Source organism: Actinoplanes sp. GCM10030250 (assembly GCF_042666575.1).
In the GTDB taxonomy this organism is placed as follows: Bacteria; Actinomycetota; Actinomycetes; order Mycobacteriales; family Micromonosporaceae; genus Actinoplanes.
The window spans coordinates 82,051-106,995 of record NZ_JBHTDO010000009.1 but is presented as its reverse complement, the minus strand read 5'-3'; the positions used below and the strand labels follow the sequence as shown (position 1 = coordinate 106,995).

The following is a 24,945-nucleotide window of genomic DNA, read 5'->3' as shown; positions in this document are numbered from 1 at the left end:
GCATGTCCGCCACCCGCCCGGTCCTCGACGTACGGTCGCTGACCAAGGTGTACGGCGAGGGCGAGACAGCGGTGCGCGCGCTCGACGGCGTCACCGTGCAGGTCGAGCGCGGCGAGTACGTGGCGATCATGGGGTCGTCGGGCTCCGGCAAATCCACACTGATGAACATCCTCGGCTGTCTCGACGTACCGACCACCGGCACCTATCTGCTGGACGGGGTGGACGTCAGCGGGCTCACCGACGCGCAGCTGGCACTGGTCCGTAACCGGCTCATCGGGTTCGTCTTCCAGGCGTTCAATTTGATTCCGCGTACCAGTGCCGTTGCGAATGTCGAACTGCCCCTCGCGTACTCCGGAATGCGCGCCGCCGAACGCCGCCGCCGCGCCCTGTTCTCCCTGGACCTGGTCGGCCTCGCCGACCGGGCCGACCATGAGCCCCACCAGCTCTCCGGCGGCCAGCAGCAGCGCGTCGCGATCGCGCGCGCCCTGGTCGCCGAGCCGGCGCTGCTGCTCGCCGACGAGCCCACCGGCAACCTGGACAGCCACGCGAGCGAGGAGGTGCTGAGCGTGTTCGACGACCTCAACGCGGCGGGCCGCACCATCGTGATCATCACGCACGAGGGCGAGGTGGGTGCCCGCGCCGACCGGCTGATCAGACTCTTCGACGGCCGGGTGGCCGGCGATTCACGCCAGGACCCGGTCGGCCGGCACTCGGCGCCAGGCCTTCTGGGAGGAGCCCTTTCGAGAGGAGGCCGGACGTGAACCTCGCAGAAATCGTACGGTTCGCGCTGCGCGGTATCGGCGCCAACAAGCTGCGCTCGGGCCTCACCATGCTCGGCATCCTGATCGGCGTCGCCGCGGTGATCCTGCTGGTCGCGGTCGGCAACGGGTCCGCCCAGTCGGTCGCGAACCGGATCGAGGCCCTGGGCACCAACACGCTCACCGTGATGAGCACCAGCCGTGGCAGCGGCGACCTCACCATGCGGGTCGCCGACTCCCTCGACGACCCGCTCCTCGCCCCCGGCGTGAAATCGGTGAGCCCGGTGGTCAGCACGTCGGCAACGCTCACCTACGAGGGCACCGAACACGACGTGAACTCGTTCGTCGGCACCACCCCCGCCTGGTTCGCCGCCTCCAACTCCCCGGTCGCCGCCGGTGCCGCCTTCACCGCCGACGACGAGGCCCAGGCCCGCCGCGTCGTCGTCGTGGGCCAGACCGTTGCGGAGGAGATGTTCACCGGCGTCGACCCGATCGGCCAGCAGGTCACCGTCGGCGGTGCGCTGTTCACCGTCGTCGGGGTGCTCCAGGAGAAGAGCTCGCCGGGCTTCCAGGACTCGAACGACACCGCCGTCGCGCCGCTCAGTGCCGTACGCCAGGTCCTCGCCGGGTACGGCCCCCTCAGCTCCATCCTGGTCGAAGCCGGAGACCCCGCCCAGGTGAACACGGTGCAGTCCGAGGTCAGCACGGTCCTGAACCAGCGGATCGAAGCGGACTCCTACCGCATCCAGAACGCGTCGCAGCTCCTCGAGACGCAGACCGAGACCGCTGACACGTTCACCACGCTGCTCGGTGCGGTGGCCGCGATCAGCCTGCTGGTCGGCGGCATCGGAATCACCAACATCATGCTGGTCACGGTTACGGAGCGGACCCGGGAGATCGGCATCCGTAAAGCCCTCGGCGCACCCCGCCGGGTGATCCTCACCCAGTTCCTGATCGAGGCCACGCTGCTGAGCTTCATCGGCGGCGCCCTGGGTGTGGCCGCGGCTGTGGTCGGCAGCCGCTTCGAGATCGTCGGGGTGCAGCCGGTGATCGTGCCGAGCTCGGTGGTGCTCGCTCTGGGTGTGTCTGTGCTGATCGGCCTGTTCTTCGGCGGGTTGCCCGCTGCCAGGGCCGCTCGGCTGCGGCCGATCGATGCTCTGCGCTACGAATGATGTTTTCTGAGTTTTTATACGTTTTGCGCCATGGATTGGGAGACCAGTGACCAGCACCGACCAAGACACCGAGATCCTGCCGCGCACCGAAACGCCCCCGCCCCCGCCGGACCTCACCGAGGCGATCGAGGCCGCCGCCCCCCGCCGCTGGTGGAACCGGACCACTATTGCGCTGCTAGGGGTGGCGCTGCTGGCGGGCGGGTTCCTCGGCGGGGTCCAGGCGCAGGAGCGCTGGGGCACCGACGAGACGAGCAGCCTCCCGGAACGCCTCCCCGGCGGCGCGGGAATGCCCAGCGGCCTGCCCCGCGGCGGCCAGTCCGCAGCCCCCGGCGCCGCCGACCCTGCCGGCGCCCCGGGTCCCGCCGCCGGTGCCGCGGGTCCTGCCGCCGCCGACCCTGCCGCTCCCGGTGCCGCGGGTCCTGCCGCTGCTGGCACCGCCGGCACTGTCAAGCTCGTCGATGGCAAGACCCTCTACCTGCAGACAGCGGCGGGGGAGACGGTGACCGTGCGCACGACCGACACCACCACAGTGAAGGTGACCCAGCTGTCGGCTCTGTCCAGCCTCACCCCGGGTCAGCAGGTCACCATCGCCGGCACCCCCGACGAGGAGGGCATCCTCAACGCCACCGCGGTAACCGCCGGCTGACCCTCCGCCTCGCCTTTCCTCCCCGCTCACCGCCACGCCGGGCGGGATGGGCGCACACGTTGGGTCCCCACTTCCGCCCCGGCGCGTGCTGAGCGGAGGTAGGCGCACACATTGGGGCTGCGTGCGCGTCTACCAACGCCATGGGCCCCACCAGCGCACTCGCAACTCCAATGTGTGCGCCTACTCGTGTTGAGCCTCCTTGAGGGTTCCCGCGTGCCGCCCGCCTCGCGCGCGCCGTTCACCATCGCTCCTTCTCCTCTTCTTCTTCTTCCTCCTCCTCCTCTTCGTCGTCGTCGTCGTCGAAGCCGAGCCGATCGCGCAGCTCCCGAGCCACCCTCCCGCGGTAGCGCTCGAGCAAGTAGAAGAGCACCTCCCGCACCTCCGAGTCAGGATGCTCGACCAGGAACTCCAGCTCCTCCGCACCACCCCGGCTCCGACGCCCCAATTCGTTCAGCGCCTCGATGATCTGCTCGCTCGTGGTGGCAGCCCGCAACTCCGCCATCACCTCAGGCTTCGGACGCAGCGGATCCTCATACGGGAACCGCCGCCGCAACCTCCCGGCTCCCGGCGTCCCGGAGGCCAGGCACGCGGGGCACGCGCACGGCCGCCGCCCGTGTGCGCCCGGCTTGAACCGCCAGCCCACGCCCTGCGGGATGTCGCGGATCCGCCGCACCTCGCCGGCACCGACGGCCCGAGGCACGAAGATCTCGAAGCCCCGCGGGTCGGCCGCCTCGCGGATCACGGCCACCGCCCGTGCCAGCGGAACCCGCTGCGGCTCCCGCCCGTAGTGCCCCACCGTGACGATCTCGTCGTCCGGCACCCGCAGGTGCACTGCGACGTGCACTCCCGGCTTCCAGCGCCGCAGCTCACGCACCCACTGGTGGGTGAGGGTGAACGACGGCAGCACCGGCATGCAGTACACACCGCGGTCCCCGAACCAGCCGTGACTGCGGGCGGCGATCCCGGAGCGGATCACGCGCCGCGCGTTGCGTTCCAGGGTGAGGTGCACAAGATCCGCCATGGTGCAGCGGAGTTTAGGCGCCCCGAGCCCGTCCGTGCGGTCAGTGGTGGCGCCTGCGACGACGGATCAGTACGACCGCGAGGGCAACCGCGAACACGTCCAGCGTGATCACCATGCCGCGCCACCCGAAGAGCAGCATGACCAGTGGGAACGCGAGGAACAGCAGGACGCAGAGCGCGGAGACGGCGGGGAACGGCCGTTCCTCCCCGGACCCGGCCATCCGGGCGGCGAAGCCCGGGTCGCCGTGGGTGAGGTCGCGTTCCAGGGCGGCGAGGATTCTGCGCTCTTTATCGTCAAGCATCGATGACTCCTCAGAGCCTCCAGACTCCGACGAGAACCCCGTAGAGGCAAGACGCAAACCACCTTCCGATAAGAAATTCTTCAGAGGCCGGTGAGCAGGGCCGCGAGCAGATCGGTGCGCGAGGCGATGCTCGAGGCCGAGACCCATTCGGTACGGGCGTGAGCACCGCCCCCGGCAGGAGCCAGCCCGTCCACAGTGGGCCGTCCGAGCGCTCCCGTCGTGTTCGTGTCGGCGGCCCCGTCGGCGGGCCGCCCGTCCAGCTCCTGCCCGATCCCCGCCGCGACCCGCCTGATCCGCTCCAGAAGGGCCGTGTCCGACGGCTGCCAGGTCGGCCGGTGTGACAGCAGCGCCGACGTGATCCGCGCCCGCGCGCGCACCGGCTCCAGCCGTTGCAGCGCATCGAGCACCGCTCGCTCGTCGTCCGGGTTGATGAACCGCAGCCCCAGATCGGCGTGGGCTGCACCGGCCACCACGTTGGTCCGCCCGCCGCCGGTGATGGTCCCGGTGTTCAGCAGCACCGGACGGTCAGCGACCAGCCCTCGCACCCGCACGAGCTGATCGATCAACTCGTCGATGGCGTTCACCCCCGCATCGGGGTCGAGGGCCGCGTGCGCCTCGATCCCGGTGACCTCGATCCGGGCCCGGGTGCTGCCCCTCCGGCCCGTCTTCAGGTCACCGCCCGGGTGTGGCGGCTCCAGCCCGAGCACCGCCCGCGCCCCCGCTGCCTCCGCCTGGACGAGGTCACCCGCGGTCGGCGAGCCGATCTCCTCGTCGGCGACCACGATGACCCGGATTTCCGGATGTGGCTGCTCGGCGATCCGCCCGGCCGCCGCGAGCAGTGCCACTATCCCGGCTTTCGTGTCGTAGACGCCGGGCCCGCGGACCACGTCCCCCTCCACCGCCCACGGCATGCCGCCGGCCAGGGTCCCGACCGGCCAGACGGTGTCGTAGTGGCTGAGCAAGAGGATCGGCTCACCCTTCACCCCGCGAGCCGGCAGCGTCCAGACGAGGTGGTCGCCAGTGGGGTGCTGCTCGCGGGCGGTCGCGAAACCGGCCCCGGCGGCATCCGCCTCGAGGATCTCCGCCAGAGCCGCGAGGGACCGCGGGTCACCGGTGGGCGACTCCATGGACGTGTATCGGTGCAGGTTCTCAAGGGCAGCGGATGACATATACGAACGCTAAGTTCTGCGGCAAGCGTTGTCAACGAGCGTTTTCAAGGGCAGAATGGCTGACATACGATTGCTATCATCGAGGCGGAGGTGACACGGATGGCCGGCGTGGTGGTGCGTGACCTGGACGGGCTCGCCGAGTGGACGGCCGCCTCCGCCCTCTACCGTCTGGTCTTCGGATACACCGAACCCGAGTGGGGCCTGAGTCCCCGGCTGCTGGCCGCGCTGGGGGAGAACTCGGGCACCGTGATCGGCGCCTTCAACCCGGACGGCGTGCTGACCGGCTTCTGCTACGGCTTCTGCGCCGTCGAGAACGGCGCGATCTACCACTACAGCCAGGCCGCGGTTGTCGCGCCGGGCATGCAGGGCGCCGGCGTCGGGCGCCTGCTGAAACAGGCCCAGGCCGCGGCGGCGCGCCGGACGGGTGCGGGGGCCATGCGGTGGACCTTCGATCCGTACGAGGTGCGCAACGCCCACTTCAACTTCGCGGTTCTCGGCGCGACCGGGATCCGCTTCCTGCCCGACTTCTACGGAGCGATCGGCACCGACCGCGTGCTCGTCAGCTGGGACCTGACGGCCAACCCGGAGCGCGCCGACCGCCACACGCCGCCCGACCGTCACACGCCGCCCGACCGTCACACGCCGTCCGACCGTCACACGCCGTCCGACCGCTACAGGCCGCCCGACCGTCACACGGCGGCTGACCGTCACACGGCGGTGAGCGCCCCGGCGGGTGACCGGATCGCGGCTCCTGAGCTTGCTGACCGTGCCAGGCTGCGGCAGCAGCTCAGGGAGCACTTCGCGGCCGGTGGCCGGCTGACCGCGGTGACCAGGGCCCCGGAGGGCGACCGGGTGGTCTACACGTTCGAGAATGGCGAACCGTGACGCGACCATCCACTCCCGCCGAGCGGTTCGACCGCAACGTCCAGCGCCGCTCCGCGCACGTGCTCAAGCAGCGGGTGCTGGAGCAGCAGCGCGCCGAGTTCGACAAGGCGCTGGCCTGGGCAGCCGACCAGGATGCGATAGAGCGCGCCGCCGCCCTGATCGTGTCCGCGCGGCGGCGTTATCTGATCGGCCACGGCAAATCGCACAGCTATGCCGCGCTGCTCGCGTCCGACCTGACCGCCGGCCTCTCCGGGGTCAACCTGGTTGACGGTGCGTCGGTGCGCCCGCTCGATCTGCTCAGCGACATCCGGCAGGGTGATCTGCTGATCGCCGTCTCGATGGAGCGGTATCGGCGGGAGACCGTCGACGTCGCCAACGTCTACGTGCGGCATGGCGGTGAGCTGATTCTGATCACCGACTCCGAGGACTCGCCGTTGAGTGAGGTCGCTACGACGAGCATCGTGATCGGTACCTACACCGCGTCGTTCGCGAACTCGCCGACCTCGGTCGTGCTCGCCCTGCACCTGCTCGCCACCCTGACCATCGCCAGCTCGAAGGGCGCCGGCCGCCGCCTGCGCGACCGGGACGCCCTCGCCGTCGAGCTGGGTCTCTATATGGACGAGCCATGATCCGCCTGGGTAGCGGCGCACGGCCGGGCTATGACCCGCGCGGCAGCCGCGCACAGCCGAGCCGTGACCCCCCGCGGGAAAGCCGAGCAGGGAAGAGCCGCGATCCGCGTGGGGAGCCGCGCGCAGGCAAGCCGCGATCCGCGTGGAGGAGCAGCGCGCAGGCAAGCCGCAATCCACGTGGGGAGGCGCGCGCAGGCAAGCCGTGATCCGCGTGGGGAGCCGCGCGCAGGCAAGCCGTGATCCGCGTGGAGGAGCAGCGCAGGGGAGAGCCGTGATCGGGATGGGAGAGCGATGATCCGCGTTGAGGCCGTGGAGTTGCGGCGGGTTCGGTTGCCGCTCGTGCATCAGTTCCGGACCAGTTCGCATGCGAAGCGGGAGCTGGAGCACATTCTCGTGGTGCTGCGGAGTGCGGACGGGGCGGTGGGGTGGGGGGAGATCGCTTCGCCGAGCGGGCCGTTCTACTCGGCGGAGACGGTGGAGAGCTGTTGGGGGGTGGCGCGGTCGTTTCTGGCGCCGCTGGTCCTTGGTGCGTCGTGGGAGCATCCGTCTTCGCTGGCGGGTGCGATGGCGAAGGTGCGGGGGAACCACTTCGCGCGGGCCGGGTTCGACATGGCCGCGTGGGCTCTGTGGTCGGGCTTGCAGGGGGTTCCGCTGGCGAAGGCTCTGGGCGGGACACGGTCGAGCGTCGAAGCCGGGGTGTCGCTGGGCATCGAGCCGACGATCGACGATCTGCTTGCTCAGGTTTCGGCGCAGGTGGCGTCGGGATATCGGCGGATCAAGCTGAAGATCGCGCCGGGGTGGGATGTTGAACCTGTTCGAGAGGTCCGGTCCGCGTTTCCTTCCGTGCCGGTGCACGTCGACGCGAATGGTGCTTATGGCATTTCCGACATGTCGATTTTTCGGACACTGGACGAATGCGGTCTGTTGATGATCGAGCAGCCTTTCGCGCCCCGGGCTCTGGTAGCGCACGCGGAGTTGCAGGCCGAACTGGCGACGCCGGTTTGCCTGGATGAGTCGGTGGAGGATGTCGAGGATCTGGTCACGGCGCTGCGGCTGGGTTCCGGGCGGATTCTCAACATCAAGGTGTCCCGGATGGGCGGCCTGACTCAGGCGGTTCGCGCTCACGAGCTGGCCCGGGCGGAGGGGATGCCGGTGTGGTGCGGAGGCATGCACGAGTTCGGCATCGGGCGGGCGGCGAATGTGGCACTCAGTTCGCTGCCCGGGTTCACCCTGCCGTCGGATGTGTCCGGTTCTGACAAGTACTACGCCAGGGACGTCACCACCCGCCCGATCGTCTCCGTGGACGGTTTCGTCGACGTGCCGGAGGGGCCGGGCCTCGGGTGGGAGGCCGACCTCGACTTTGTCGCCGGGCACACCACCGACCAGCTCGTGATCAAGAAGGGAGGGTGAGAGGGGCCCCAGCGTGCCGGCGAGAGGGTGAATCGAGCTGAGGCTTGCCCGGCGAAAGGGGCGGATGAGGTTAAAGGCTCGTCCGGCAAAAGGGGGTGAATCAGGCAAAGGTGCGCTCGTCGAAAGCGGGTAAATCGGACTTAGATCGGCTGGCGAAAGGAGGGAATCGGGGCTTTTGGTGGTCTGCCGGATGGTGGGACGAGCGACTCGGGGGGCCTTTTCCGGAATGCCTGCCTTTCCAGGGCACGAACAAGATCAAAAGGGGCAAATACTGAGAAGCACGTCACTATTCCGGGTGTAAAACTTGGTTGATCACGCCCTGTCGTGGTTACCGTCGGGCCGTCCCGCCACAGCGGGCACTGTGGATGGACCGCCGAATCCTGCCGCTGTCCACAGACACGAATCGACGGCAGGAGCGGGGGACCCAGGTAAGCCGGCGCGCGAATACTCCGCGTCTTGGGGTGAAGCCGTGATGAGGACGGCCGGGCCACTCTGCCCGAACCCGACAGCTCACCTCGCAGGCGTGGAGGATCATCCATGTCTCGGATCGGTAGACGAACGCGCCTTGCCCTCTGTCTGGTGACAGCGGGTGTGACCGGAGCCGGCATCCTGCTCGGCCCCGCCACTCCGGCATCAGCGGCCCGCCAGGTCAACTGGGACGTGCTCGCCAAGTGCGAGTCCGGCGGCAGGTGGCACATCAACACCGGGAACGGGTACTACGGCGGCCTGCAGTTCAGCCGCAGCACGTGGAAGGCGAACGGCGGCGGGAAGTATGCGCCGACCGCCGACAAGGCGTCCAAGGCCGAACAGATCAAGGTCGCCAAGAAGTTGCACGCGAAGCGGGGCCTCAGCCCCTGGCCGACCTGCGGAAAGAAGGCCGGCATCTACAAGGCCACCAAGGCGGCCAAGAAGAAGGCGGTCGCTAAGCCGAGCGGCAAGACGTACGTGATCCGCTCCGGCGACACGCTCGCCTCGATCGCCAAGAAGCACAAGGTCACCGGTGGGTGGCGCACCCTGTTCAAGCTGAACAAGGACCGGCTCGACAGCCCGAGCCTGATCTTCCCGGGCCAGCGGATCCGCGTCCGCTAATCCGACAGCGCGCGTTACCGAACAGTGCGGCCGTGTGGCGTCCACCAACGCCACTGGGCTGACCGCCGGAGACGCCGCGCCTACGACGACGCCATGCCCGCCGACGATGCCGGGCATGGCGTCATCATCCGGGACGTCGCCGCGCCGGTCAGCCAGCAGCCGTGCCGGGCAGCCAGCAGCCGCGACGGTCAGCCAGCAGCCGCGCCGGTCGGCCAGCAGCCGCGCCGGTCGGCCAGCAGCCGCGCCGGTCGGCCAGCAGCCGCGCCGGCCGGTAAACACCGCGACGGGCGCCGTCAGTCGCTCGTGGAGGACCAGCTGGCTTGCAGGTTGCCCGTCAGGTAGCTGAGGGACGCCGCCAGGTCGGCACCCGCCACGTGCGGGCGTCGTAGCTGGTCCGTGTAGATGGCGATGTCCGCGAGTACCCACCACAGCCGGTAGAAGGCGAGCGCGTCCGTGGACGCCTGGTGCCCGGTCAGTTCGGCGTAGCGGTCGAGGACGGCGGCATCGTCACCGCTCGGTTTCTCGCCCAGCATTTCCGCGAATACGGAGGTGAGCATCCACAGGTCCCGCTCCGGTGGCGCGACTCCGGCCGTGTCCCAGTCGATCAGCAGCAGCCCGCCGGGGGTGTGCAGGAGGTTACCGGGGTGGGGTTCGCCGTGGGTGAGGACCCACCGGGCCGGATCGCCGATGCTTTCCGCGAGCTGGTCGAAATCGGTCAGCCATTTCTGGATCAGGGTCGTGTGGGTGGTCAGGGCCGCACGGGTGGGTTCGGCGTACGGGCCGGCGGTCCACGGGCGACCCGTGTCCCGGAGCGCCTCTTCGAGCCCAGAACGCCCGGGGAAGGAAGGCCGGGGAAGGGACAGGCCGGGAAGGGACAGGCCGGGAAGGGACAGGCCGGGAAGGGACAGAGGGGAAGGGGACGAAGCGGTGTCGGACGCTGTGGACGAGCCGGTCCGGTGCAGGGCGGCCAGCATCTCGACGAGGGCCTGACGGTCGGCGGGTGGATGCGGCGTGAAGTCGCCGGATGAGCCTTCGAGAAGTGGGTACAAGCTCAGCCCGTACCGTGAAGAAAGCCGCCGCAGGGCCTCCCCACCCGGCGCCGGGACCGGGGCGAGGACGAAGTCGAGCCCTGACTCGCGACGTAGCGTGACCGCCGTCATCAGGGATCGGCGCAGCCGGTCGAACGCCGCCTCCCGGCCGGCCGGGACGGCACCCAGGTCGTCCACCTTCACGAACCAGGTCGCGCCACCGCGATCCCGTACCGACCAGTGATGACTGCCCGCCCCCACCGGCAGGTACTCCGTGGTGGCGGCCTCGATCTCCCACCCGGCGCGCAGTGCCGAGATCACCGCCTCCTCGGTGAGGTCCCTGGGCGGCTCACGCATGGTGACTCAGCCACTCCAGCGCGGGCTCCGCCTGCACCGGCAGCACCGAGATGTGACCCTCGCCGATCTCGATCCGCAGCTCCGGGGCCTGGAGCTGCCCGGCCAGCCAGATGCTGTGCGAGCTCGGCACCACCCGGTCGGCGCCGCCGTGCACGAGCAGTACGGGGGCGGTGATCGTCGACGGGTCGAATCCCCACGGGCCGGCGTTGGCGAGGTCGTCGTCGATCAGTGGCGCGGGTCCGTGGGCCATCGCCGGTTCGACGACGCTGCCGAACCAGCCCCAGTCGCCGTCGAGCGCCGCCCAGTCGCCGGGGGTGAAATCAGGCTCGCCCTGGGTCGCAGCCGCGTGCCCGGCCGCCGCCGCGCCCAGTGTCGCGAGGCTGCCCGGGCCCATCCCGTCGAACCAGTCGAGGTCCGCGGCCGTGCGGGGTGCCAGGCCGGAGATGCTCGCCGCGGCCGTCACGCGGTCCGGCAGCAGCGCCGTGCAGGCCAGCGCGTGCGGGCCGCCGCTGGAGTGGCCGAGCACCGCGAACCGCGCCACGCCGAACGCGTCCGCCACCGTCGCGGCCAGGCCGGCGGCCGAGGCCATGTCCCGGCCGGGCAGCGGGGTCGAGCCGCCGTAACCGGGCCGGTCGTAGGAGAGGAACCGCACCCCGAGCCGGGTCGCCGCGGCGAACAGGGGCTGGGGAGGCGAGCCGACGTTCGGCGTGCCGTGATGCCACATCACCACCCGGTCACCGTCGCCCCAGCTGTAGGCGTGCACCGTCCGCCCGTCGTCCGAGCGGATGTCGATCTCGATGGTCATCAGGTCACTATGGTCCGCGGGGATTTTTCACCGCGACCCCACTCCACGTTTCCGGCGGCCGAACGCGTCACGAGGGACGGAAGGGAGCGGCTGGTGACGTTCGAGGAGTTCCTGTCGGCACGGCTGGCGTCGCTGTTGCGCTACGCCACCGTCCTGGCCTGCGACCCGCACCTGGGCGAGGACATCGTGCAGGAGGTGATGGCCCGGGCACAGCCGCGCTGGTCGCGGATCGCCGGTGCCGAGGTGCCGGAGGCGTACGTGAAACGCATGATCATCAACGAGCTCGCGTCGTGGCGCAGGCGCCGGGCGGCGTCGGTGGTGCCGCTGTCGCTGGCGGCGCTCGACGCGGTGGCCGAACCGCAGGCGGACCACAGCGCCGCGGTCGACGAACGCGACGCGATGATCCGGCGGCTCGCCGGGCTGCCGATCCGGCAGCGCATCGTGCTCGCGCTGAGGTTCTACGAGGGACGCACCGACGCGGAGATCGCCGACCTGCTCGGTTGCCGTGTGGTGACGGTCCGCAGCCATGCCTCCCGGGCTCTGGCGACGCTCCGCAAAGACTTTCCGGCCGCTACCGCACGCATCGGAGGATGACCATGATGGACGAGAAGAGGATCTCTGACGCGTACGAGGCGATCGCCGCCCTGGCGCCGACATCGCACGGCCTGGAGGCGCGGATCACGGCGCGGGCCCGGGCGCACCGGCAGCGGCGGCTGCTGCTCACCGCGGGGGCGGCCACGGCGGTCGCTGCGGTCGGCGTACCACTGACCTTGAAGGAACGGCGCCCCGAGACGGCGCCCGCCGGTGCGCCCTCGGTGATCGAGGCACCGTTGATGTTCACTCCGTCGTGGTTCCCGGACGGAGTCACCGAGCAGTACCGCTCGGTCCGGTTCGACACCGCCACCGGCCCGGAACCGGGTGTGGTGGCCGGCGCCGGGCGCGGCGCCGCCCGCTCCTGGCTGCCGCCCGGCGTCCGGGCCGACACCGAGGGCCCGGGCCTCGTCCTGTACGCCGACGACAGGCTCGGCGACGACTCCGGCGAACCGGTCGACATCGCGGGCCGGCCCGGCACCCTGCAGACCGGCGACACGGTCCAGGTCTGCTGGAAGGCCGGGCCGGACTGGCCGGGCCTGACCGTCGCGGTGCAGGGCCTGCCCGACCCGGTGGACGTCGCGCTGCGGGTGGCCCGGTCGACGATCCACAGCAGCGCGCTGATGAACCTGTCGATGAGCTCGCCGTGGGTGCCCGGCCGGTTCACCGGCGGAACCACCACGGCGACCGTGTTTCCGGCGGCGGCGGGCGGCTGGCAGCAGTCGCTGCTGTACTGCTCGGCCGACTACCTCCAGACCGCCGAGGTCGTCGTGCGGACCGGTCCGCCGCCGGCTTCGGTGATCCGGTGGCTCGCGGGCCCGGGCGTCAGCCTCTATGTCACCGGGAACTCGGTCACCGGCGCGGAGGCCGGGCGCCTGATCGAGGAACTTCGCTGGACCACGCCGGACCTCTCCTGGGTAGGTGACCGTTGAGGATCAGGTCAGCTCGGCGAGCGCCCGGTCGAAGACCTCGTGATGCCGGGCGACGTCGGCCGCCGAGGTCTCCGGGCACATCAGCGCCATGTTGTGGAACGGGGTGAGCAGCACGCCCCGGTTCGCCAGGTAGACGTGCAGGAAGTCCTCCAGTTCGCCGTCCGCACCGGCCGCCGATTCGGTGCCGTTGCGCGGGGCCGGGTCGGCGAAGCGGTACTCCACGCGGGCGCCGAGCCGGCTTACCGACCATGGCAGGGCGTACCCCTGAATGATCTTGTTGATCTGGTCGGCGAAGCCCGATGCGGTTTCGGTCATGCGCGTGAACGCGGCGTCGGTGAGGACCTCCTCCAGGGTGGCGCGCGTCGCGGCCATCGACACCGGATTGCCGGCGAGCGTGCCGCCCACCCCACCCATGTCCACCAGGTCGAGATCATCGCGAGCGGTCAGTGTCTCGGCAAGCTCCGTGCTGAGACCGTACGCCCCAACCGGTACGCCTCCACCGATGGCCTTGCCGATCGTCACCACGTCCGGCTGCAAATCCCACAGCGCCGTCGCCCCGCCCGGCCCCGCCGAGAACGTGTGCGTCTCGTCGTTGATCAGATAGGTCCCGTACCTGCGGGTCAGCTCCCGCACCCCCGCCAGATAGCCGTCCTCCGGCAGCACGATGCCGATGTTCGTCAGCGCCGGCTCCATCAGCACCGCCGCGACATCACCGTGCGCCAGCTCCCGCTCCAGGCCCTCCAGGTCGTTGAACTCCGCCACCCGGCTGGTCATCGTCACGTCCACCGGGGCGCCGACGTTGCCCTCGCGGCTCTGCCCGCGCCCGTCCGGGCCCACCACGATCAGCGACTCGTCCACCGAACCGTGGTAGCAGTAGCTGTTCACCAGGATCTTCGACCGGCCGGTGACGGCGCGCAGCAGCCGGATCGCCCACCGGTTCGCGTCCGTCGCGGTCAGCGCGAAACTCCAGGCCGGCAGGCCGAACCGGCGGGCCAGCTCGGCGCCCGCGACCGCGGCGTCCTCGGTCGGCAGCATGGTGCTCGCGCCGCCCAGCTCGCCGAGCCGGCGGGTCACCGCGGCGACCACCGGAGCGGGGGAGTGGCCGGCCATCGCACCGGTGTCGCCGAGGCAGAAGTCCACGTACTCGTTGCCGTCGACGTCGGTGATCCGGTTGCCGCGGGCCGTCGCCAGGTAGACCGGGAAACCGGCGGCCGTCTTGTTCATCCACGTCATCGGTACGCGGCCGAACAGGTTGTCAGCCTTGGCGTAGGCGGCCCTCGAACGCGGGTGCCGCTCCGCGAACGAGGCCCGCTCCCGCTCGGCGAGAGTGCGCAGGCGGGCGCGGTCGATACCGGAATCCGTCGTCATGGCGAGACGTTAGCAGGGAATCGTCACTCCTCGGTCGTCTTGAGTACGGTTACCGTACGTCCGCGGCCGTCGGTGACGTAGAGGCGCAAGCCGTCGGGGGAGATCGCGACGACCCGCGGGCTGTCACCCACTTTGACCGTCGAGACCACCTTGCCGGACTTCAGGCCGATCACCGACACGGTGTCCGAGCCCTCGTTCACCACGTACGCGTGCTTGCCGTCGGTCGACGTGACGACCGCCTGCGGCTCCTTGCCGACGTTGATCCGCTGGAGCCGCCGCATGTCCGGGGTGTTGAAAACCTCGACGGTGTCCAGGTCGTAGTTCGTGACGATGAGCGTCTTGCCGTCCGGCGTGACGGCGATGCTGTGCGGGGATTTACCAACCTTGACATTGCGTACGACGATCCGGTCGGCCGTGTTGACCACCGACACCTGGCTGGACTCGTGGTTCGCGGTGTAGGCCAGCTTTCCGTCCGGTGAGAACGTCACCCAGTGCGGATTCGGCGGCACCGAGATCCGGGCGGCCTCGGTCAGCGACTCGTCGTCGAAGATCTCGATCCGGCCGCCGTTGTGGATCGGCAGCCAGACCTGCCCGTCCGGTGCCACCGCCGGCTCGAAGGGCCGCGGCCCGGTGCGGATCGTCTTCACCACGGAACGGTTCCCCGTGTCGATCACCGCCAGGCCGTTGCCGGTGAAGTTGTTCTCGAACATCGAGACGTAGAGACGGGTTCCGTCCGGCGAGACTGCCAGGAAGCGGGGCGTGTTCGCGACCTTGATCGAGGTGATCTTGCGGGACTCGAGGTCGATGAAGTGAACGTCCTTCGAGTTCTGGTCGGCGACGTAGACCGTACGGTTGTCGGGCGCGACGGCCACGCCCTCCGGCTCGCGGCCCAGCCGGAAGGTGTCCACCACCGCGGGCTTGGCGATCGACACCGGCGCGACGGGGGCGGGTGCGGTGGTGGCGGCCTCGGTGGGCGCCGCGGCGGCCTCCGACGCCGGTGCGGATTGCTGCTGCGGCGCGGCTTCGGTCTGCTTGTCCTTGTCGTCGCCGGTGAGTGCGAACCGTGCGCCCACGTAGGTGCCCGCTGCCAGCAGGAGGATCACCAGCAGGATGGCGGCGATCCGGCCGGTGTGGCGGCGGCGGGGTGGCTGCGCGCCGGCGTTGTCGGTGCGCTGCGGGGGAGGGGGCTGGGCGGGCGGCCAGTCGGTGCTGCCGGGCCAGGCCGATGCCGCGGGTGTGCCGGTTGCTGCCGGAGACGTGGCGGCGGGCCAGCCTGTTACGCGGTTGGTGGTGGGGCCGCCGGAGATGGGTGTCGGCTGGCCGGTAGAGGTCTGCCAGGGGTCGGCGGGGGTGGTGGCCGGCCAGGGGTTGGCTTGGGCGCCTGACGTGGGAGCCGGGGCGGGTGCCGGGGCGGGCGCCGGGGCGGGTGCCTGGCTGGGTGCCGGGGTGGGTGCCGGCCATGGGGCGGGCTGGGCTCCGGCGATGGGCCAGGGTGCCGGTGGGGCGCCTGAGGCCGGTGCGCCCGAGGTGGGTGTGCCGCCGGACCAGGTGGTGGGTTCGTCCTGGTCGACCTGGGTGGGTGTGGTGGTTTGCCAGGGGTCGGCGGGTGGAGTCAGATCGGCGCCTGAGGCTTGGACCGGGCCCGGCCACGGGGCGGGCGGCGCCGGCGATGCGGCCGGGGACGTCGGCGCGGCCGGGGTCTCGGGGCTTTCGGCGGCTGCGGCTGTGCTCACGGTGCCGGTCGGCCAGGCGGCAGGCTGGTCCTCGGAGCGGCTCGCTTCCTGGCCGTTCTCCACACGAATGGGCGTGGTCAGCCACGGGTTTCCGGAACCGCTCGGCGGAGGGGAAGGCGGTGCGGGCGCCGTGCCCCCAGCGGTAGCGGCTGCGGTTGCTCCGGCGGTGACGGCCGTTCCGGCGACCGCGGCGGCGGGTGGCCACGGGCTCGCCGGTTCCGGCACCTCGCCCGGCCAGAGCTCGCCGGCCTCGGTAGCCGCCGGCAGGTCGCCGGACTCGGCCGCCGGCAGGTCGCCGGACGAGGTAGTCGCCGGCAGGTCGCCGGACGAGGTAGTCGCCGGCAGGTCGCCGGACGAGGTAGTCGCCGGCAGGTCGCCGGACGAGGTAGTCGCCGGCAGGTCGTCGGCCGGTTGCCGCTGCGTCGGGAGGGCCTGCCGGCGCTCCTGCTCGGGCGTGCTGCTCTCGGCTACCGCCGCGGGTTCGCCCGGTTGTGCTGCGTCGTCGGACACGGGTTGTTCGTCCTTTGCGGAATCGTCCACCGCGGGCTGCTGCTGCACAGCCGTGCTGCTGATCGGCTCGGAACGGTCCGGTACGGGACCGTCCTCCACCGTGGGGACATCAGGAGCGGTGGTGCTGTCAGTCAGGGACGTGCTCGCCGAAGAGCCGCCGGTGGTGACCGCCGAACCCTCAACGTCGCCCGGCGCCGTGTTGCCGGACGCGGAAGTATCCCGCACTTCGGCGCCTTCGGGGATAGCGGATTCGTGTGCAATTTCGGCCCCGTTCGGCGGCGGCGACGCCGGCTTGCTCGCCCATCCGAAGCCACCGGATGCCGCACTGGGCCAGCCACCCGTGCCCGGCCAGGCCTGCCGCGGATCATCGGCGCCGCGCGACGCGGGCGAAACCTGATCCTCAGCGCCGGGCGGCGCAGGCGAGACCGGATGCCGCTCCGGCCCACGCTGAGCCGGAATCTGCGCTGCGACCGCCCCCGCCACCGCACCGGGCGGAAACGGCCCTCGCCGAACCTCCCCCGAAACCTCCGAAGCCGACGGCAAGGCCGGCAACGCGGCCGGCAACGCCGGCCTGACCACCGGTGATCCAGCCGCCAACTGCGGCATCTCCGCCACAGCCCCGTTCACCCCCGGCGCGGGCCATCCGGCACCGGCCTCCTCCGCCACCTCCCCGGTGACAACAAGCTGAGCACTCCCGGCCGGCCCCTCCAGCGAAACCGTCCCCTCCAGCCGCCCCGCCGCCGGGAACCACGAAACCCGCAGCACCCCACTCTCCAGCCGGGCGTGCAACCCTTCCACGCTGCTGGTCACCGCCGAAGCCGCCGCCAGCGGAGGGCCCTGCACGGGTATCTCCGCGGTCAACTGCCGGGTACCGGACGGCACGCTCCCGAAGTCCAGCGCCGGTTCCGCGATCCGGACCGAGGTGCGGCGCAGCGCCGCCGAGGCCGCGGCAGCCACGCGACCCTCGCCGGTGGTTATCCGCCGCAGCGTCGCGCGCGCCTCGACAGCACGGGACAGATCATCGCCGCCCGCTGCCATGGCGAGCTGCGCGATCAGGGCCATCTGGTCGCTTCCCGGGCGCCGCACCCGGGAGAGGTACGGCTGGCGCCCCGACCCGAACACCCACTGGCGCACGTTGGGATCCCGTTCGCGCAGGTGCTCGTGGAGTTCGCCGAGTCCGATGAACCCGTCCCGGTCCCGGTCGGCCGCACCGCTGCGCACCCCGTCCGCGATCAGCCCCGCGAAGGTCGGCGGTTCGAGCCGCGCCGTCGTGGCGATCACGATCCGGCTCTGCCAGTCGGCCGATCGGGCCGCCCGGAAGTGATGGCCGGCGTCGACCGGCCCACCCGTACGCCCGTCCAGCATCACCACGGCCTGCCCGGCCCGGCTGTGCTGCAGCAGGGCCGCCACCTGCGCCACGTCGAGGGCGGTGTCGGCCGGGCGGCTCATCATGGTGTCGGCCGCGGCCAGATGAAGCCCGGCACCCGGTCCGGTCAGCATCACGCCACGGAAATAGAACAACACACTGTCGTCCTGGTCGCGGCCGTCGAACAAGGCCTTGATCTTCGCGTACGCCTCGCGTGCTCCCGCATCCCGGAGGAACGCCACGTCGAACCCGCCCAGCCCCGGGTCGCCGAGCACCTCGGCGAGTGCGGGCACGTCAGCAGACGGCACCGCGAACCTGCTCAGGACAGGATCTTCGTGGTGCTCGACCGTCACCACCACAGCCAGCCGTCGCCCGCTCATCGCATCACCCTGCACCCATGGTGCGATGCCGGAGCCCAGGGGCGAAACCCCTCGATGATTACGAACCGCCATGCATCAGCAACACAGCGTCGTTGATCTACGAACTTCCCGCTGCCGGCGAACGTCCCCCGAATAGCGATCTACCAGGGATGATGTTGTACCGCCCGGCACTCCACCCCGTGTTGATCAAGCAAAATGTGCCAATGATGCCGAGCCGGCAATTTCACCGCATCCAGTGGCGCAAACGGGATCATGACATCGACAGCCGTCTTCTCGCGTTGACGACTATCCGTCACTGACACCCCTTGACGATGTCGTCCCGGTGGCAGCGCGCCCTCGCCGGGGGCGGGTCACATCATCAGGTCGAAGGTGTGGTGGCTCGCGGTGAGGCGGGCTACGTCGGCCGCGCGGATCGCCTCGACGCGGGCGACCTCGTGGGCGGCGTTCACCACGTCGGCCCGGTCGTTGATGAGGGTGGATTCGCAGGCCGGTACCGGGCTGAGGTCCCCGGTGAGCCTGTCCCGGGCGCTGATCAGCCTGCTCCAGGCGGCGTAGCTGTTCCAGGTCGAGGCTGTCGCGGCGCTGACTGACATCGACATCGGGGGCTCCTCGGGGGGTTCTGCCGGGTGGTGACGGCCGCAACCATCGTCCGGGGTGCTCCCGAGCTGCAACTTTTCGAAGTGACCTGGGCAACAGAGTGTGCCCAGGTCACAGCGTTGTCCGGTGTCCCGTGCACCGGAAAGGCAACCGGACGGTCAGCTGTTGACGCTGACCAGCTGGCGGGCCCGCTCCGGCCAGGTCGCGAGGCTCGCCGAGCCGCGCATGCCGGCGGCGGTGACCGCCTGCTTGAGGCTGGTGACGTCGGCGTCGGCCAGCTTCTCGTACGTGGTGATCCCCGCGGCGGCGAGCGCCATCGCCATCTTCGGCCCGATGCCGGGGATCTTGGTCAGGTCGTCCGGCTCCTGAACACCCGGCGCCGGCTCGGCAGCCAGAATCTCCTCGACCACGGCAGCACTGGGCGCGGGCACAGCCGCCGCAACCGGCTCCGGCTCCACAACCGGCTCCACGACAGCCACCGGCTCGGGCTCCGCGGCAACCACGGGCTCCGGCTCCGCGGCAACCACGGGCTCCGGCTCCGCGACGGCCACCGGCTCGTCGACAACCTCAACCTGCTCCGGCGTCGCCTCGACGAACTCGGGCTTGTCGTCGCCGGCGGCAACCGGCTCGGTCGCCGGCGAGGCAACCGGCTCGGTCGCCGGCGAGGCGATCGGCTCGGTAACAGCAACCGGCTCGGCAACCGGCAGGAACTCGGTCTTGTCGTCGGCCGGAGTCGCCTCGGCGGCCGGCAGGAACTCGGTCCTGTCGTCGGCCGGGGTCGCCTCGGCGGCCGGCAGCACCTCGGTCCTGGAGTCATCAGCGAACGACGAAGCGGCGAACGGCGAACCGGCGGGCGTGGAATCGGCGACCGGCTCGGCGGCGGGCAGGACCACCGTCTCAGCCGACTCCCGGGCGACCGGAACAGAGTCGGCAACGGGCAGGATCTCGGTGGCGTCCTCAGCGGCCTTCGGCTCAGCCGACGCCACCGGGACGTCATCGGACTCGTCGGACTTGGCGGCCTCAGAGGCCGCGACGGTGCCCGCGGCAGCCGTGGCGGGGGCCGCGACGGTGCCCGCGGAAGCCGCGACCGGGGCGGTGTCAGCGGCGGTGTCGGTGGCGGGCTTCGGCCGCGGGGAGACGTGACGCCAGCCCCAGAGCAGCCAACCGGCGGCGACGCCGATCACGAGCCCGGCAACAAAGTAGAGGAATGATGCCATATCGGGCCTCCGGTTTGGAGATGAGGGTGCATGTGGTAGCGGGCAGCTTTCCACATCCCGTCAAGCAGCCTCGATCAGGGTGGCTACCGGCCACTATGCGATCCGCACTCACGTTCCCGAGGGCATCGCCGCGTGGGGTCAGGAGCGGGACATCGCGTCCGGTGCGAACCGCTTTGCCGCATACGTCAGCGCCCACAGCGCCATCCCGATGAGCAGCAGCACTCCCGCCACCCGGTAGTCCGCCGTCGCTCGGCCGGAGAACGGGCTGGCCAGGAAGGCGCAGGCGACCGCACCGATCACCGGGATCACCGTGGGCGCCTTGAAGTGCTTGTGCTCAACCGGGTCCTTGCGCAGTACCAGAACCGCCACGTTCACCACGGTGAAGACGCAGAGCAGCAGCAGCGCGGTCGTCCCGCCGAGCGCGGTCAGGTCGGCGAACCAGATCAGCCCGAAAGCGATCACCGTGGTGAAGACGATGCCCACCCACGGCGTACGGCGGGTCCGGTGCACGCGGCCGAGGATGCGGGGCAGGACCCGCTCGTTGGCCATCCCGTACAGCAGGCGGGAGGCCATCATCATGTTGATCAGGGCGGAGTTGGCCACCGCGAACATCGTGATGAAGGCGAAGATCCAGAGCGGGAAACTCGGGGCGCCGGCCGAGACGACCTTCAGCAGCGGGGTGTCGCCGGAACCGAGGTCGGCGGGGGAGACCAGGGCGACGGCGGAGATCGCGACGAGCACGTAGATGAGGCCGGTGATGCACAGGCCGGTCAGCATCACCTTCGGGAAGATCCGGACCGGGTCGCGGGTCTCCTCGGCCATGTTCACCGAGTCCTCGAAGCCGACCATGGCGAAGAAGGCGAGTGCCGTACCGGCGGTGACGGACAGGACGATGCTCTCGCCGGGCGGGGTGTTGAACTCGGTCAGCCGGGACAGGTTGCCGTTGCCGCCGCCGAGCGCGTAGGCGCCGATCCCGATGACGATCAGCAGGCCGGTCAGCTCGACGCAGGTCAGCACCACGTTGGCCTTGACGCTCTCGCCGACGCCGCGGAAGTTGATCAGGGCGACCAGCGTGATGAAGCCGAGGGCGATGGCGGTGAGCGCGAAACCGTCGCCGATGGAGAGGTCGAACGCCTCCCCGAAGTTGCCGGCGAAGGCCTTGGACGCGCTGGACGCCGAGGTGAGCCCGGAGCACATCACCGCGAACGTCACCATGAACGTCAGGAAGTGCACGCCGAACGCCTTGTGCGTGTAGAGCGCGGCACCGGCCGCCCGCGGATACTTCGTTACCAGCTCCAGATAGCTGAACGCGGTCAGCAGCGCCACCACGAAGGCCACCAGGAACGGCAGCCACACCGCACCGCCGACCTCGTTGGCGACCTTGCCGGTCAGCGCGTAGACCCCGGTGCCCAGGATGTCGCCGACCACGAACAGCAACAGCAGGGCCGGCCCGATGACCCGGTTCAAGGTGGGCTGTTCCGACTCGGTACTGATCGGCCCGGTGCTGATCGGCTCGGCCATAGCTCGCCCCTCGTCGCAGCCATCGCGGAACAGTGACGTTACCCGTACCTTGAGTGGCGGGAAACATCAAAGTGGCAGGACGGGAAACATCAACAGGCAGGAGAGGCCACCATGCGTATCGTGCTCGCCGCCAATCCCGAGGTCGATCAGCCATGGGTCACCGACGCGGCCGCTGACCTGGTCAAGCAGACCGGCGCGACGGTGACGGTGATCGCGGCCGACGAACTGGAGACCGAGCATCTGGCGCCCCTGCCGCGCAGCGTCTACATCGAGCGCGCTGAGCGTGCGGCGGACGCCGCGGTGGCGAGACTGGCGGGCGCGGGCATCGAGGCCGGGCGCGTGGTCCTGCCGGGCCGGGCTGTCGATCAGATCATTCGGTACGCGGAGGAGCATCGCGCCGATCTGATAGTCGTGGGTTCGAGTGCCCGGCCGCTGATGGCGCAGCGCCTGCTCGGCAGCGTGCCGCTGACCCTGATCGAGAAGGCCGGACGCCCGGTGCTGGTGGTCACCCACCCGGCGAGCGGGTGACCACCAGCGTTTATCAGGGTGCCGCGGGGTAATCGGTCACGAAGACCGGCTGGCCGATCTTCGTCATGTCCGCCGCCTCGCCGACGCCGTTGACCACGTGGTTGACCACGCCGGCGCTGAGGTTGACGGTCATGATGTGGTGCAGCTTGACGCCCGGCGTCTTCGGTACCTCGAACCCGTTCTCAGTTTCGATGGCCGGGTTGTTCTGGTTGAAGACGTAGACGCCGCCGCCGAACAGGGTGTGCTTCTTGACCCTGTCACCCACCTTGTAACCGGCGTAGCCCTTGACCTTGCCGTTCATCCAGTCGGCCTGCGTCGGCGGGTCGTACGGCAGCTCGTTCTGGTAGAGAACCGTGGTGCCGCGCTCGCCGTTCCAGACGGTGTTGTACTTCTGGAAGTGCTCGACGAACAGGCCCGTCGCGGTCACGTCGTCGCCGTTGATGACCGCGCCGTACCGGCCGGTGTTGGTACGCCACCGGTCGGTGTCGCCGTTCACGCCCTCCGTGAAGCCCTCAACGCCGTGGTCACCACGCCACACCCAGGTGTGGTCGATGAGGACGTCGTCGCTGTTGACCTCGAGCGCGATGTTCGCCTTGCCGATGTGCGGGCCGCCGACCCGGAAGTAGACATCGCTCAGCGTCGTCGGGTTCGACGGGCTGGTGATGCCGAGTCCGTGCTTCTTGCCGACACGCAGCAGGACCGGCGACTCCTTGGTTCCGGCGTCGATGGTCACGCCGGCCACGACAACGCCGGGTACGCCCGCGACGTCGATCGGGATCGAGCCGTTGACCGCGGTGAGGGTCGCGTGGCCGATGCCGAGGACGACGGTGTTGGGCCGCCACACCTCGATGCTGCGGGCGATGTCGTACACGCCCGGGGTCAGCAGGAGGTGCTTGCCGAGGGCCAGGGCCAGGTTGATCTTCTGGACCGAGTCACCCGGCTTGGCGATGTAGAAGTCCGACAGGGGCAGCGTACGGCCACCCTCGGCGTCCCACGAGGAGCCGCTGGTGTTGCGCTTGGCGGCCGGCACCTTGACCTGCCACTTACCCTTCGCGTCGACGAAGAGGTACGGCTTCTCCCGGCTGACCGGGGTGGTCTCCAGCGTGGTGTACGGCGGGTCCGGGAATGCCGCGTCGTCCGGCGCGCCCTTCACCCCGGCGAACACCTGGTTCCACACCGCGTTCGACCAGCTCTCGACCTCGCTGTTGCGGGTGAGCCACTGCTGCTGCGAGCCGTTGGTGGTGGCCGGCAGCTTGGAGTTCGCGATGAAGCCGCCGCTGGCGAACTGCGGACCGGCGGTGCAGTAGTCCATCAGCGACAGGCCGCCGCCGGTGAACTGGACGCGGCGCATCGAGACCGCCTGCGAGACGGCCCAGAAGTTCGCCGTTCCACGGCAGCCGTCCTGGCCCGCACCGTTGATGTTGACGGTCAGGTTGGAGATGGTGCGCCAGAAGTTGACGAGCGCGATGCAGTTCGGGTTGGCCGGATCTGAGCTCAGGCAGCGGTTGTAGACCTCCACCTTGCCGTTGATCACGACGTCGCCCGGGTTGGCGCCGAGACCGGTGATCTCGGTGTAGTAGCCGACCTGGAACTGCAGCGGCTTGTCGGCCGTGCCGTAGGTTCCGGGCTTGAACAGGAACGCGTACCGCGCCGTACCCATTTCGTTGTTGACCTGGGCGGCGTGGGTGGCGTCCAGCTTGGCCTGGATCTCGCCCACCGGCATGCTGGGGTCGAAGACGGTCACGTTCGCGCCGAGGTTCGGCGCGCCGGAACCGGTCTTGACCGGTGTGGCGGCGGCCGGTCCGGCCCCGGCGCCGGCGGCCGCCAGCGCGAGGCCGAGAGCGAGCGCTCCGGCAGTGATGCGGCGCAGTGGTGTACGGCCACTACGCTCGCGGATTCGCGTCATGCGGAGGGATCCCTTCCGTAACAAGATCGCAATGATCCCGGTCACAGAAGCAATCGCCGAACCTCCATGTCAAGAGGGGTCAACCGGCATAGGCCGCGGATCCGGACGAGCCGGTCGTGTTCCGGAACCAAGGTGTCCGAAAGGCCCTGTGGAACCGGTACCGGAATCGGTTTCGAAGCCTTCAGAACGTCCACTCAGATCGCTTCGGCGTAGACGACCACATTGCTCCGATAGCTGCCCCGGCTCCGGTCGAAACTGCCGCCGCAGGTGACCAGCCGCAGCGCCGGATGATCCACGGGGCCGTAGACCTCGCTCGTCGGGAAGTCCAGTTTGGGATAACTCGCGACCCGGGTCACCGTGAACCGCGCGACGGTGGAGTCGGTCCTGCGTACCGTAATGGTGTCGCCGGGCCGCAACTCCCGCACCCGGAAGAAGACCGCCGGGCCCTCACGCGCCGAATCGACATGCCCGATGATCACGGACGGGCCGGGCTCGCCCGGTGTGGGCGAGTGGCGGTACCAGCCGGCCGGCGCGTTCGCACGCAGCGGAGGCACCTCGATGGTGCCGTCCCTGTTCAGCCCTACCGCGGTGAGGCCGGTGCGCAGCTTGATCGCCGGGATCTCGAGGCGGACCGGCTCGGAGCGGGGGAGGCCCTTGTCCGCGATCGCCTGAGGAGTGCTGGTCGCCCGCGGAGTGCGGGTGGCCGGGCCTGACCTGGTGGTCCCGGGCAGGGGGGCGACGCCGGGCCAGCCGCCGACCTCCGGCGCGGTGGCTACGCCCGGAACCGTCGCGGAATCCACCCCGTCCGTCCCATCGGTCTCATCGGTCTCATCCGTCGCGGGGCCTGTCGCGGAGTCTGGAGCCGGGGTGGAGGTCTTTCGTGAAGGCAGTGGGGCATCGGCGGCTATCGGCGGGGGCGCGGCAACCTCGACGCGCAGGCCCATCGTGATGCTCGTCGTGCCCAGCAGGGCCAGCAGCACGGTCAGCCCAGCCGCCCGGCGATTACGGATGTAAGGCACAGCGGTG

General features: G+C 70.2%; 22 protein-coding genes and 1 riboswitch. Of the genes, 10 read left to right on the top strand and 12 right to left on the bottom strand.

Annotated elements, in window-relative coordinates; genetic code table 11:
* The first annotated feature begins 2 nt into the window (after positions 1–2).
* Genes ACFQV6_RS14595 through ACFQV6_RS14585 form a run of 3 tightly spaced genes read left to right on the top strand, consistent with a single transcriptional unit; the run spans position 3 to position 2,576 of the window.
* Positions 3–761, top strand: a complete 759-nt coding sequence (locus ACFQV6_RS14595) for an ABC transporter ATP-binding protein (RefSeq protein ID WP_378027992.1) — start codon at positions 3–5, stop codon at positions 759–761.
* Positions 758–1,930: an ABC transporter permease gene (locus ACFQV6_RS14590; protein WP_378027991.1), complete on the top strand. Its 1,173-nt coding sequence runs from the start codon at positions 758–760 to the stop codon at positions 1,928–1,930. The genes ACFQV6_RS14595 and ACFQV6_RS14590 overlap by 4 nt, the downstream gene beginning before the upstream one ends.
* 46 nt (positions 1,931–1,976) lie before the next feature.
* A complete protein-coding gene (locus tag ACFQV6_RS14585) occupies positions 1,977–2,576 on the top strand; it encodes a hypothetical protein (protein ID WP_378027990.1) in 600 nt (199 codons plus the stop codon).
* A gap of 238 nt (positions 2,577–2,814) precedes the next feature.
* On the opposite strand, the gene ACFQV6_RS14580 is transcribed toward ACFQV6_RS14585, so the two are convergent.
* From ACFQV6_RS14580 to ACFQV6_RS14570, 3 genes are all read right to left on the bottom strand, one after another.
* A complete protein-coding gene (locus ACFQV6_RS14580; protein WP_378027989.1) occupies positions 2,815–3,597 on the bottom strand; it encodes a HEAT repeat domain-containing protein in 783 nt (260 codons plus the stop codon).
* A gap of 40 nt (positions 3,598–3,637) precedes the next feature.
* Entirely contained in the window at positions 3,638–3,898 is a 261-nt protein-coding gene (locus tag ACFQV6_RS14575) for a DUF3040 domain-containing protein (protein WP_378027988.1), read from the bottom strand.
* 80 nt (positions 3,899–3,978) lie between these two features.
* Entirely contained in the window at positions 3,979–5,067 is a 1,089-nt protein-coding gene (locus tag ACFQV6_RS14570) for a M20/M25/M40 family metallo-hydrolase (protein ID WP_378027987.1), read from the bottom strand.
* Between the two features lie 99 nt (positions 5,068–5,166).
* Between ACFQV6_RS14570 and ACFQV6_RS14565 the strand changes: the two genes are divergently transcribed.
* The 4 genes from ACFQV6_RS14565 to ACFQV6_RS14550 all read left to right on the top strand — a co-directional run bounded on the left by ACFQV6_RS14565 (position 5,167) and on the right by ACFQV6_RS14550 (position 9,080).
* Positions 5,167–5,952, top strand: coding sequence for a GNAT family N-acetyltransferase (locus ACFQV6_RS14565; protein WP_378028104.1), 786 nt, complete (start codon positions 5,167–5,169; stop codon positions 5,950–5,952).
* The gene (locus ACFQV6_RS14560) at positions 5,949–6,581 is read left to right on the top strand and encodes a MurR/RpiR family transcriptional regulator (RefSeq protein WP_378027986.1); all 633 of its coding nucleotides are present in this window, start codon (positions 5,949–5,951) and stop codon (positions 6,579–6,581) included. The genes ACFQV6_RS14565 and ACFQV6_RS14560 overlap by 4 nt, the downstream gene beginning before the upstream one ends.
* Positions 6,582–6,872: 291 nt before the next feature.
* Positions 6,873–7,991 (top strand): o-succinylbenzoate synthase, encoded by a 1,119-nt coding sequence (menC, locus tag ACFQV6_RS14555; protein WP_378027985.1) that lies wholly within the window; start codon positions 6,873–6,875, stop codon positions 7,989–7,991.
* A 361-nt stretch (positions 7,992–8,352) separates the two neighbouring features.
* Positions 8,353–8,530: riboswitch (cyclic di-AMP (ydaO/yuaA leader) on the top strand.
* A 40-nt stretch (positions 8,531–8,570) separates the two neighbouring features.
* Positions 8,571–9,080: a transglycosylase family protein gene (locus ACFQV6_RS14550; protein WP_378027984.1), complete on the top strand. Its 510-nt coding sequence runs from the start codon at positions 8,571–8,573 to the stop codon at positions 9,078–9,080.
* 293 nt (positions 9,081–9,373) lie between these two features.
* Here ACFQV6_RS14550 and ACFQV6_RS14545 read toward each other — a convergent pair whose 3' ends face one another.
* Positions 9,374–10,465, bottom strand: coding sequence for a phosphotransferase (locus ACFQV6_RS14545; protein ID WP_378027983.1), 1,092 nt, complete (start codon positions 10,463–10,465; stop codon positions 9,374–9,376).
* Entirely contained in the window at positions 10,458–11,270 is an 813-nt protein-coding gene (locus tag ACFQV6_RS14540; RefSeq protein WP_378027982.1) for an alpha/beta fold hydrolase, read from the bottom strand. Before ACFQV6_RS14540 ends, ACFQV6_RS14545 begins: the two co-directional genes overlap by 8 nt.
* Positions 11,271–11,363: 93 nt before the next feature.
* On the opposite strand from ACFQV6_RS14540, the gene ACFQV6_RS14535 reads away from it, so the two are divergent.
* Positions 11,364–11,864, top strand: a complete 501-nt coding sequence (locus ACFQV6_RS14535) for a SigE family RNA polymerase sigma factor (protein WP_378027981.1) — start codon at positions 11,364–11,366, stop codon at positions 11,862–11,864.
* Between the two features lie 5 nt (positions 11,865–11,869).
* Positions 11,870–12,793, top strand: a complete 924-nt coding sequence (locus ACFQV6_RS14530; RefSeq protein WP_378027980.1) for a hypothetical protein — start codon at positions 11,870–11,872, stop codon at positions 12,791–12,793.
* Between the two features lie 3 nt (positions 12,794–12,796).
* On the opposite strand, the gene ACFQV6_RS14525 is transcribed toward ACFQV6_RS14530, so the two are convergent.
* The 5 genes from ACFQV6_RS14525 to ACFQV6_RS14505 form a co-directional block, all read right to left on the bottom strand.
* On the bottom strand, positions 12,797–14,161 hold the full coding sequence (locus ACFQV6_RS14525; protein WP_378027979.1) for a transaminase: 1,365 nt from the start codon (positions 14,159–14,161) through the stop codon (positions 12,797–12,799).
* A 23-nt stretch (positions 14,162–14,184) separates the two neighbouring features.
* On the bottom strand, positions 14,185–18,150 hold the full coding sequence (locus ACFQV6_RS14520; protein WP_378027978.1) for a beta-propeller fold lactonase family protein: 3,966 nt from the start codon (positions 18,148–18,150) through the stop codon (positions 14,185–14,187).
* A 350-nt stretch (positions 18,151–18,500) separates the two neighbouring features.
* Positions 18,501–18,749 carry a hypothetical protein gene (locus tag ACFQV6_RS14515; protein ID WP_378027977.1) on the bottom strand — a complete coding sequence of 83 codons (249 nt, stop codon included), beginning with the start codon at positions 18,747–18,749 and terminating at the stop codon, positions 18,501–18,503.
* 156 nt (positions 18,750–18,905) lie between these two features.
* Positions 18,906–19,964: a helix-hairpin-helix domain-containing protein gene (locus ACFQV6_RS14510; RefSeq protein WP_378027976.1), complete on the bottom strand. Its 1,059-nt coding sequence runs from the start codon at positions 19,962–19,964 to the stop codon at positions 18,906–18,908.
* Positions 19,965–20,102: 138 nt separating this feature from the next.
* Positions 20,103–21,485 carry an APC family permease gene (locus ACFQV6_RS14505; RefSeq protein WP_378027975.1) on the bottom strand — a complete coding sequence of 461 codons (1,383 nt, stop codon included), beginning with the start codon at positions 21,483–21,485 and terminating at the stop codon, positions 20,103–20,105.
* A gap of 111 nt (positions 21,486–21,596) precedes the next feature.
* Here ACFQV6_RS14505 and ACFQV6_RS14500 point away from each other — a divergent pair, with 111 nt between their 5' ends.
* Positions 21,597–22,013, top strand: a complete 417-nt coding sequence (locus ACFQV6_RS14500; RefSeq protein WP_378027974.1) for a universal stress protein — start codon at positions 21,597–21,599, stop codon at positions 22,011–22,013.
* Positions 22,014–22,026: 13 nt separating this feature from the next.
* On the opposite strand, the gene ACFQV6_RS14495 is transcribed toward ACFQV6_RS14500, so the two are convergent.
* Positions 22,027–23,919, bottom strand: coding sequence for a glycosyl hydrolase family 28-related protein (locus ACFQV6_RS14495; protein ID WP_378027973.1), 1,893 nt, complete (start codon positions 23,917–23,919; stop codon positions 22,027–22,029).
* A gap of 194 nt (positions 23,920–24,113) precedes the next feature.
* Positions 24,114–24,938 (bottom strand): class F sortase, encoded by an 825-nt coding sequence (locus tag ACFQV6_RS14490; RefSeq protein WP_378027972.1) that lies wholly within the window; start codon positions 24,936–24,938, stop codon positions 24,114–24,116.
* Positions 24,939–24,945 lie beyond the last annotated feature (7 nt).

Bases quoted from the DNA above. Each gene is read 5' to 3' on its own strand.
- menC (WP_378027985.1), top strand. From the start codon at position 6,873: ATGATCCGCGTTGAGGCCGTGGAGTTGCGGCGGGTTCGGTTGCCGCTC.
- ACFQV6_RS14570 (WP_378027987.1), bottom strand. From the start codon at position 5,067: ATGTCATCCGCTGCCCTTGAGAACCTGCACCGATACACGTCCATGGAG.
- ACFQV6_RS14525 (WP_378027979.1), bottom strand. From the start codon at position 14,161: ATGACGACGGATTCCGGTATCGACCGCGCCCGCCTGCGCACTCTCGCC.
- ACFQV6_RS14530 (WP_378027980.1), top strand. From the start codon at position 11,870: ATGGACGAGAAGAGGATCTCTGACGCGTACGAGGCGATCGCCGCCCTG.
- ACFQV6_RS14580 (WP_378027989.1), bottom strand. From the start codon at position 3,597: ATGGCGGATCTTGTGCACCTCACCCTGGAACGCAACGCGCGGCGCGTG.
- ACFQV6_RS14540 (WP_378027982.1), bottom strand. From the start codon at position 11,270: ATGACCATCGAGATCGACATCCGCTCGGACGACGGGCGGACGGTGCAC.
- ACFQV6_RS14520 (WP_378027978.1), bottom strand. From the start codon at position 18,150: ATGAGCGGGCGACGGCTGGCTGTGGTGGTGACGGTCGAGCACCACGAA.
- ACFQV6_RS14500 (WP_378027974.1), top strand. From the start codon at position 21,597: ATGCGTATCGTGCTCGCCGCCAATCCCGAGGTCGATCAGCCATGGGTC.
- ACFQV6_RS14545 (WP_378027983.1), bottom strand. From the start codon at position 10,465: ATGCGTGAGCCGCCCAGGGACCTCACCGAGGAGGCGGTGATCTCGGCA.
- ACFQV6_RS14565 (WP_378028104.1), top strand. From the start codon at position 5,167: ATGGCCGGCGTGGTGGTGCGTGACCTGGACGGGCTCGCCGAGTGGACG.
- ACFQV6_RS14495 (WP_378027973.1), bottom strand. From the start codon at position 23,919: ATGACGCGAATCCGCGAGCGTAGTGGCCGTACACCACTGCGCCGCATC.
- ACFQV6_RS14595 (WP_378027992.1), top strand. From the start codon at position 3: ATGTCCGCCACCCGCCCGGTCCTCGACGTACGGTCGCTGACCAAGGTG.
- ACFQV6_RS14515 (WP_378027977.1), bottom strand. From the start codon at position 18,749: ATGTCGATGTCAGTCAGCGCCGCGACAGCCTCGACCTGGAACAGCTAC.
- ACFQV6_RS14575 (WP_378027988.1), bottom strand. From the start codon at position 3,898: ATGCTTGACGATAAAGAGCGCAGAATCCTCGCCGCCCTGGAACGCGAC.
- ACFQV6_RS14505 (WP_378027975.1), bottom strand. From the start codon at position 21,485: ATGGCCGAGCCGATCAGCACCGGGCCGATCAGTACCGAGTCGGAACAG.
- ACFQV6_RS14510 (WP_378027976.1), bottom strand. From the start codon at position 19,964: ATGGCATCATTCCTCTACTTTGTTGCCGGGCTCGTGATCGGCGTCGCC.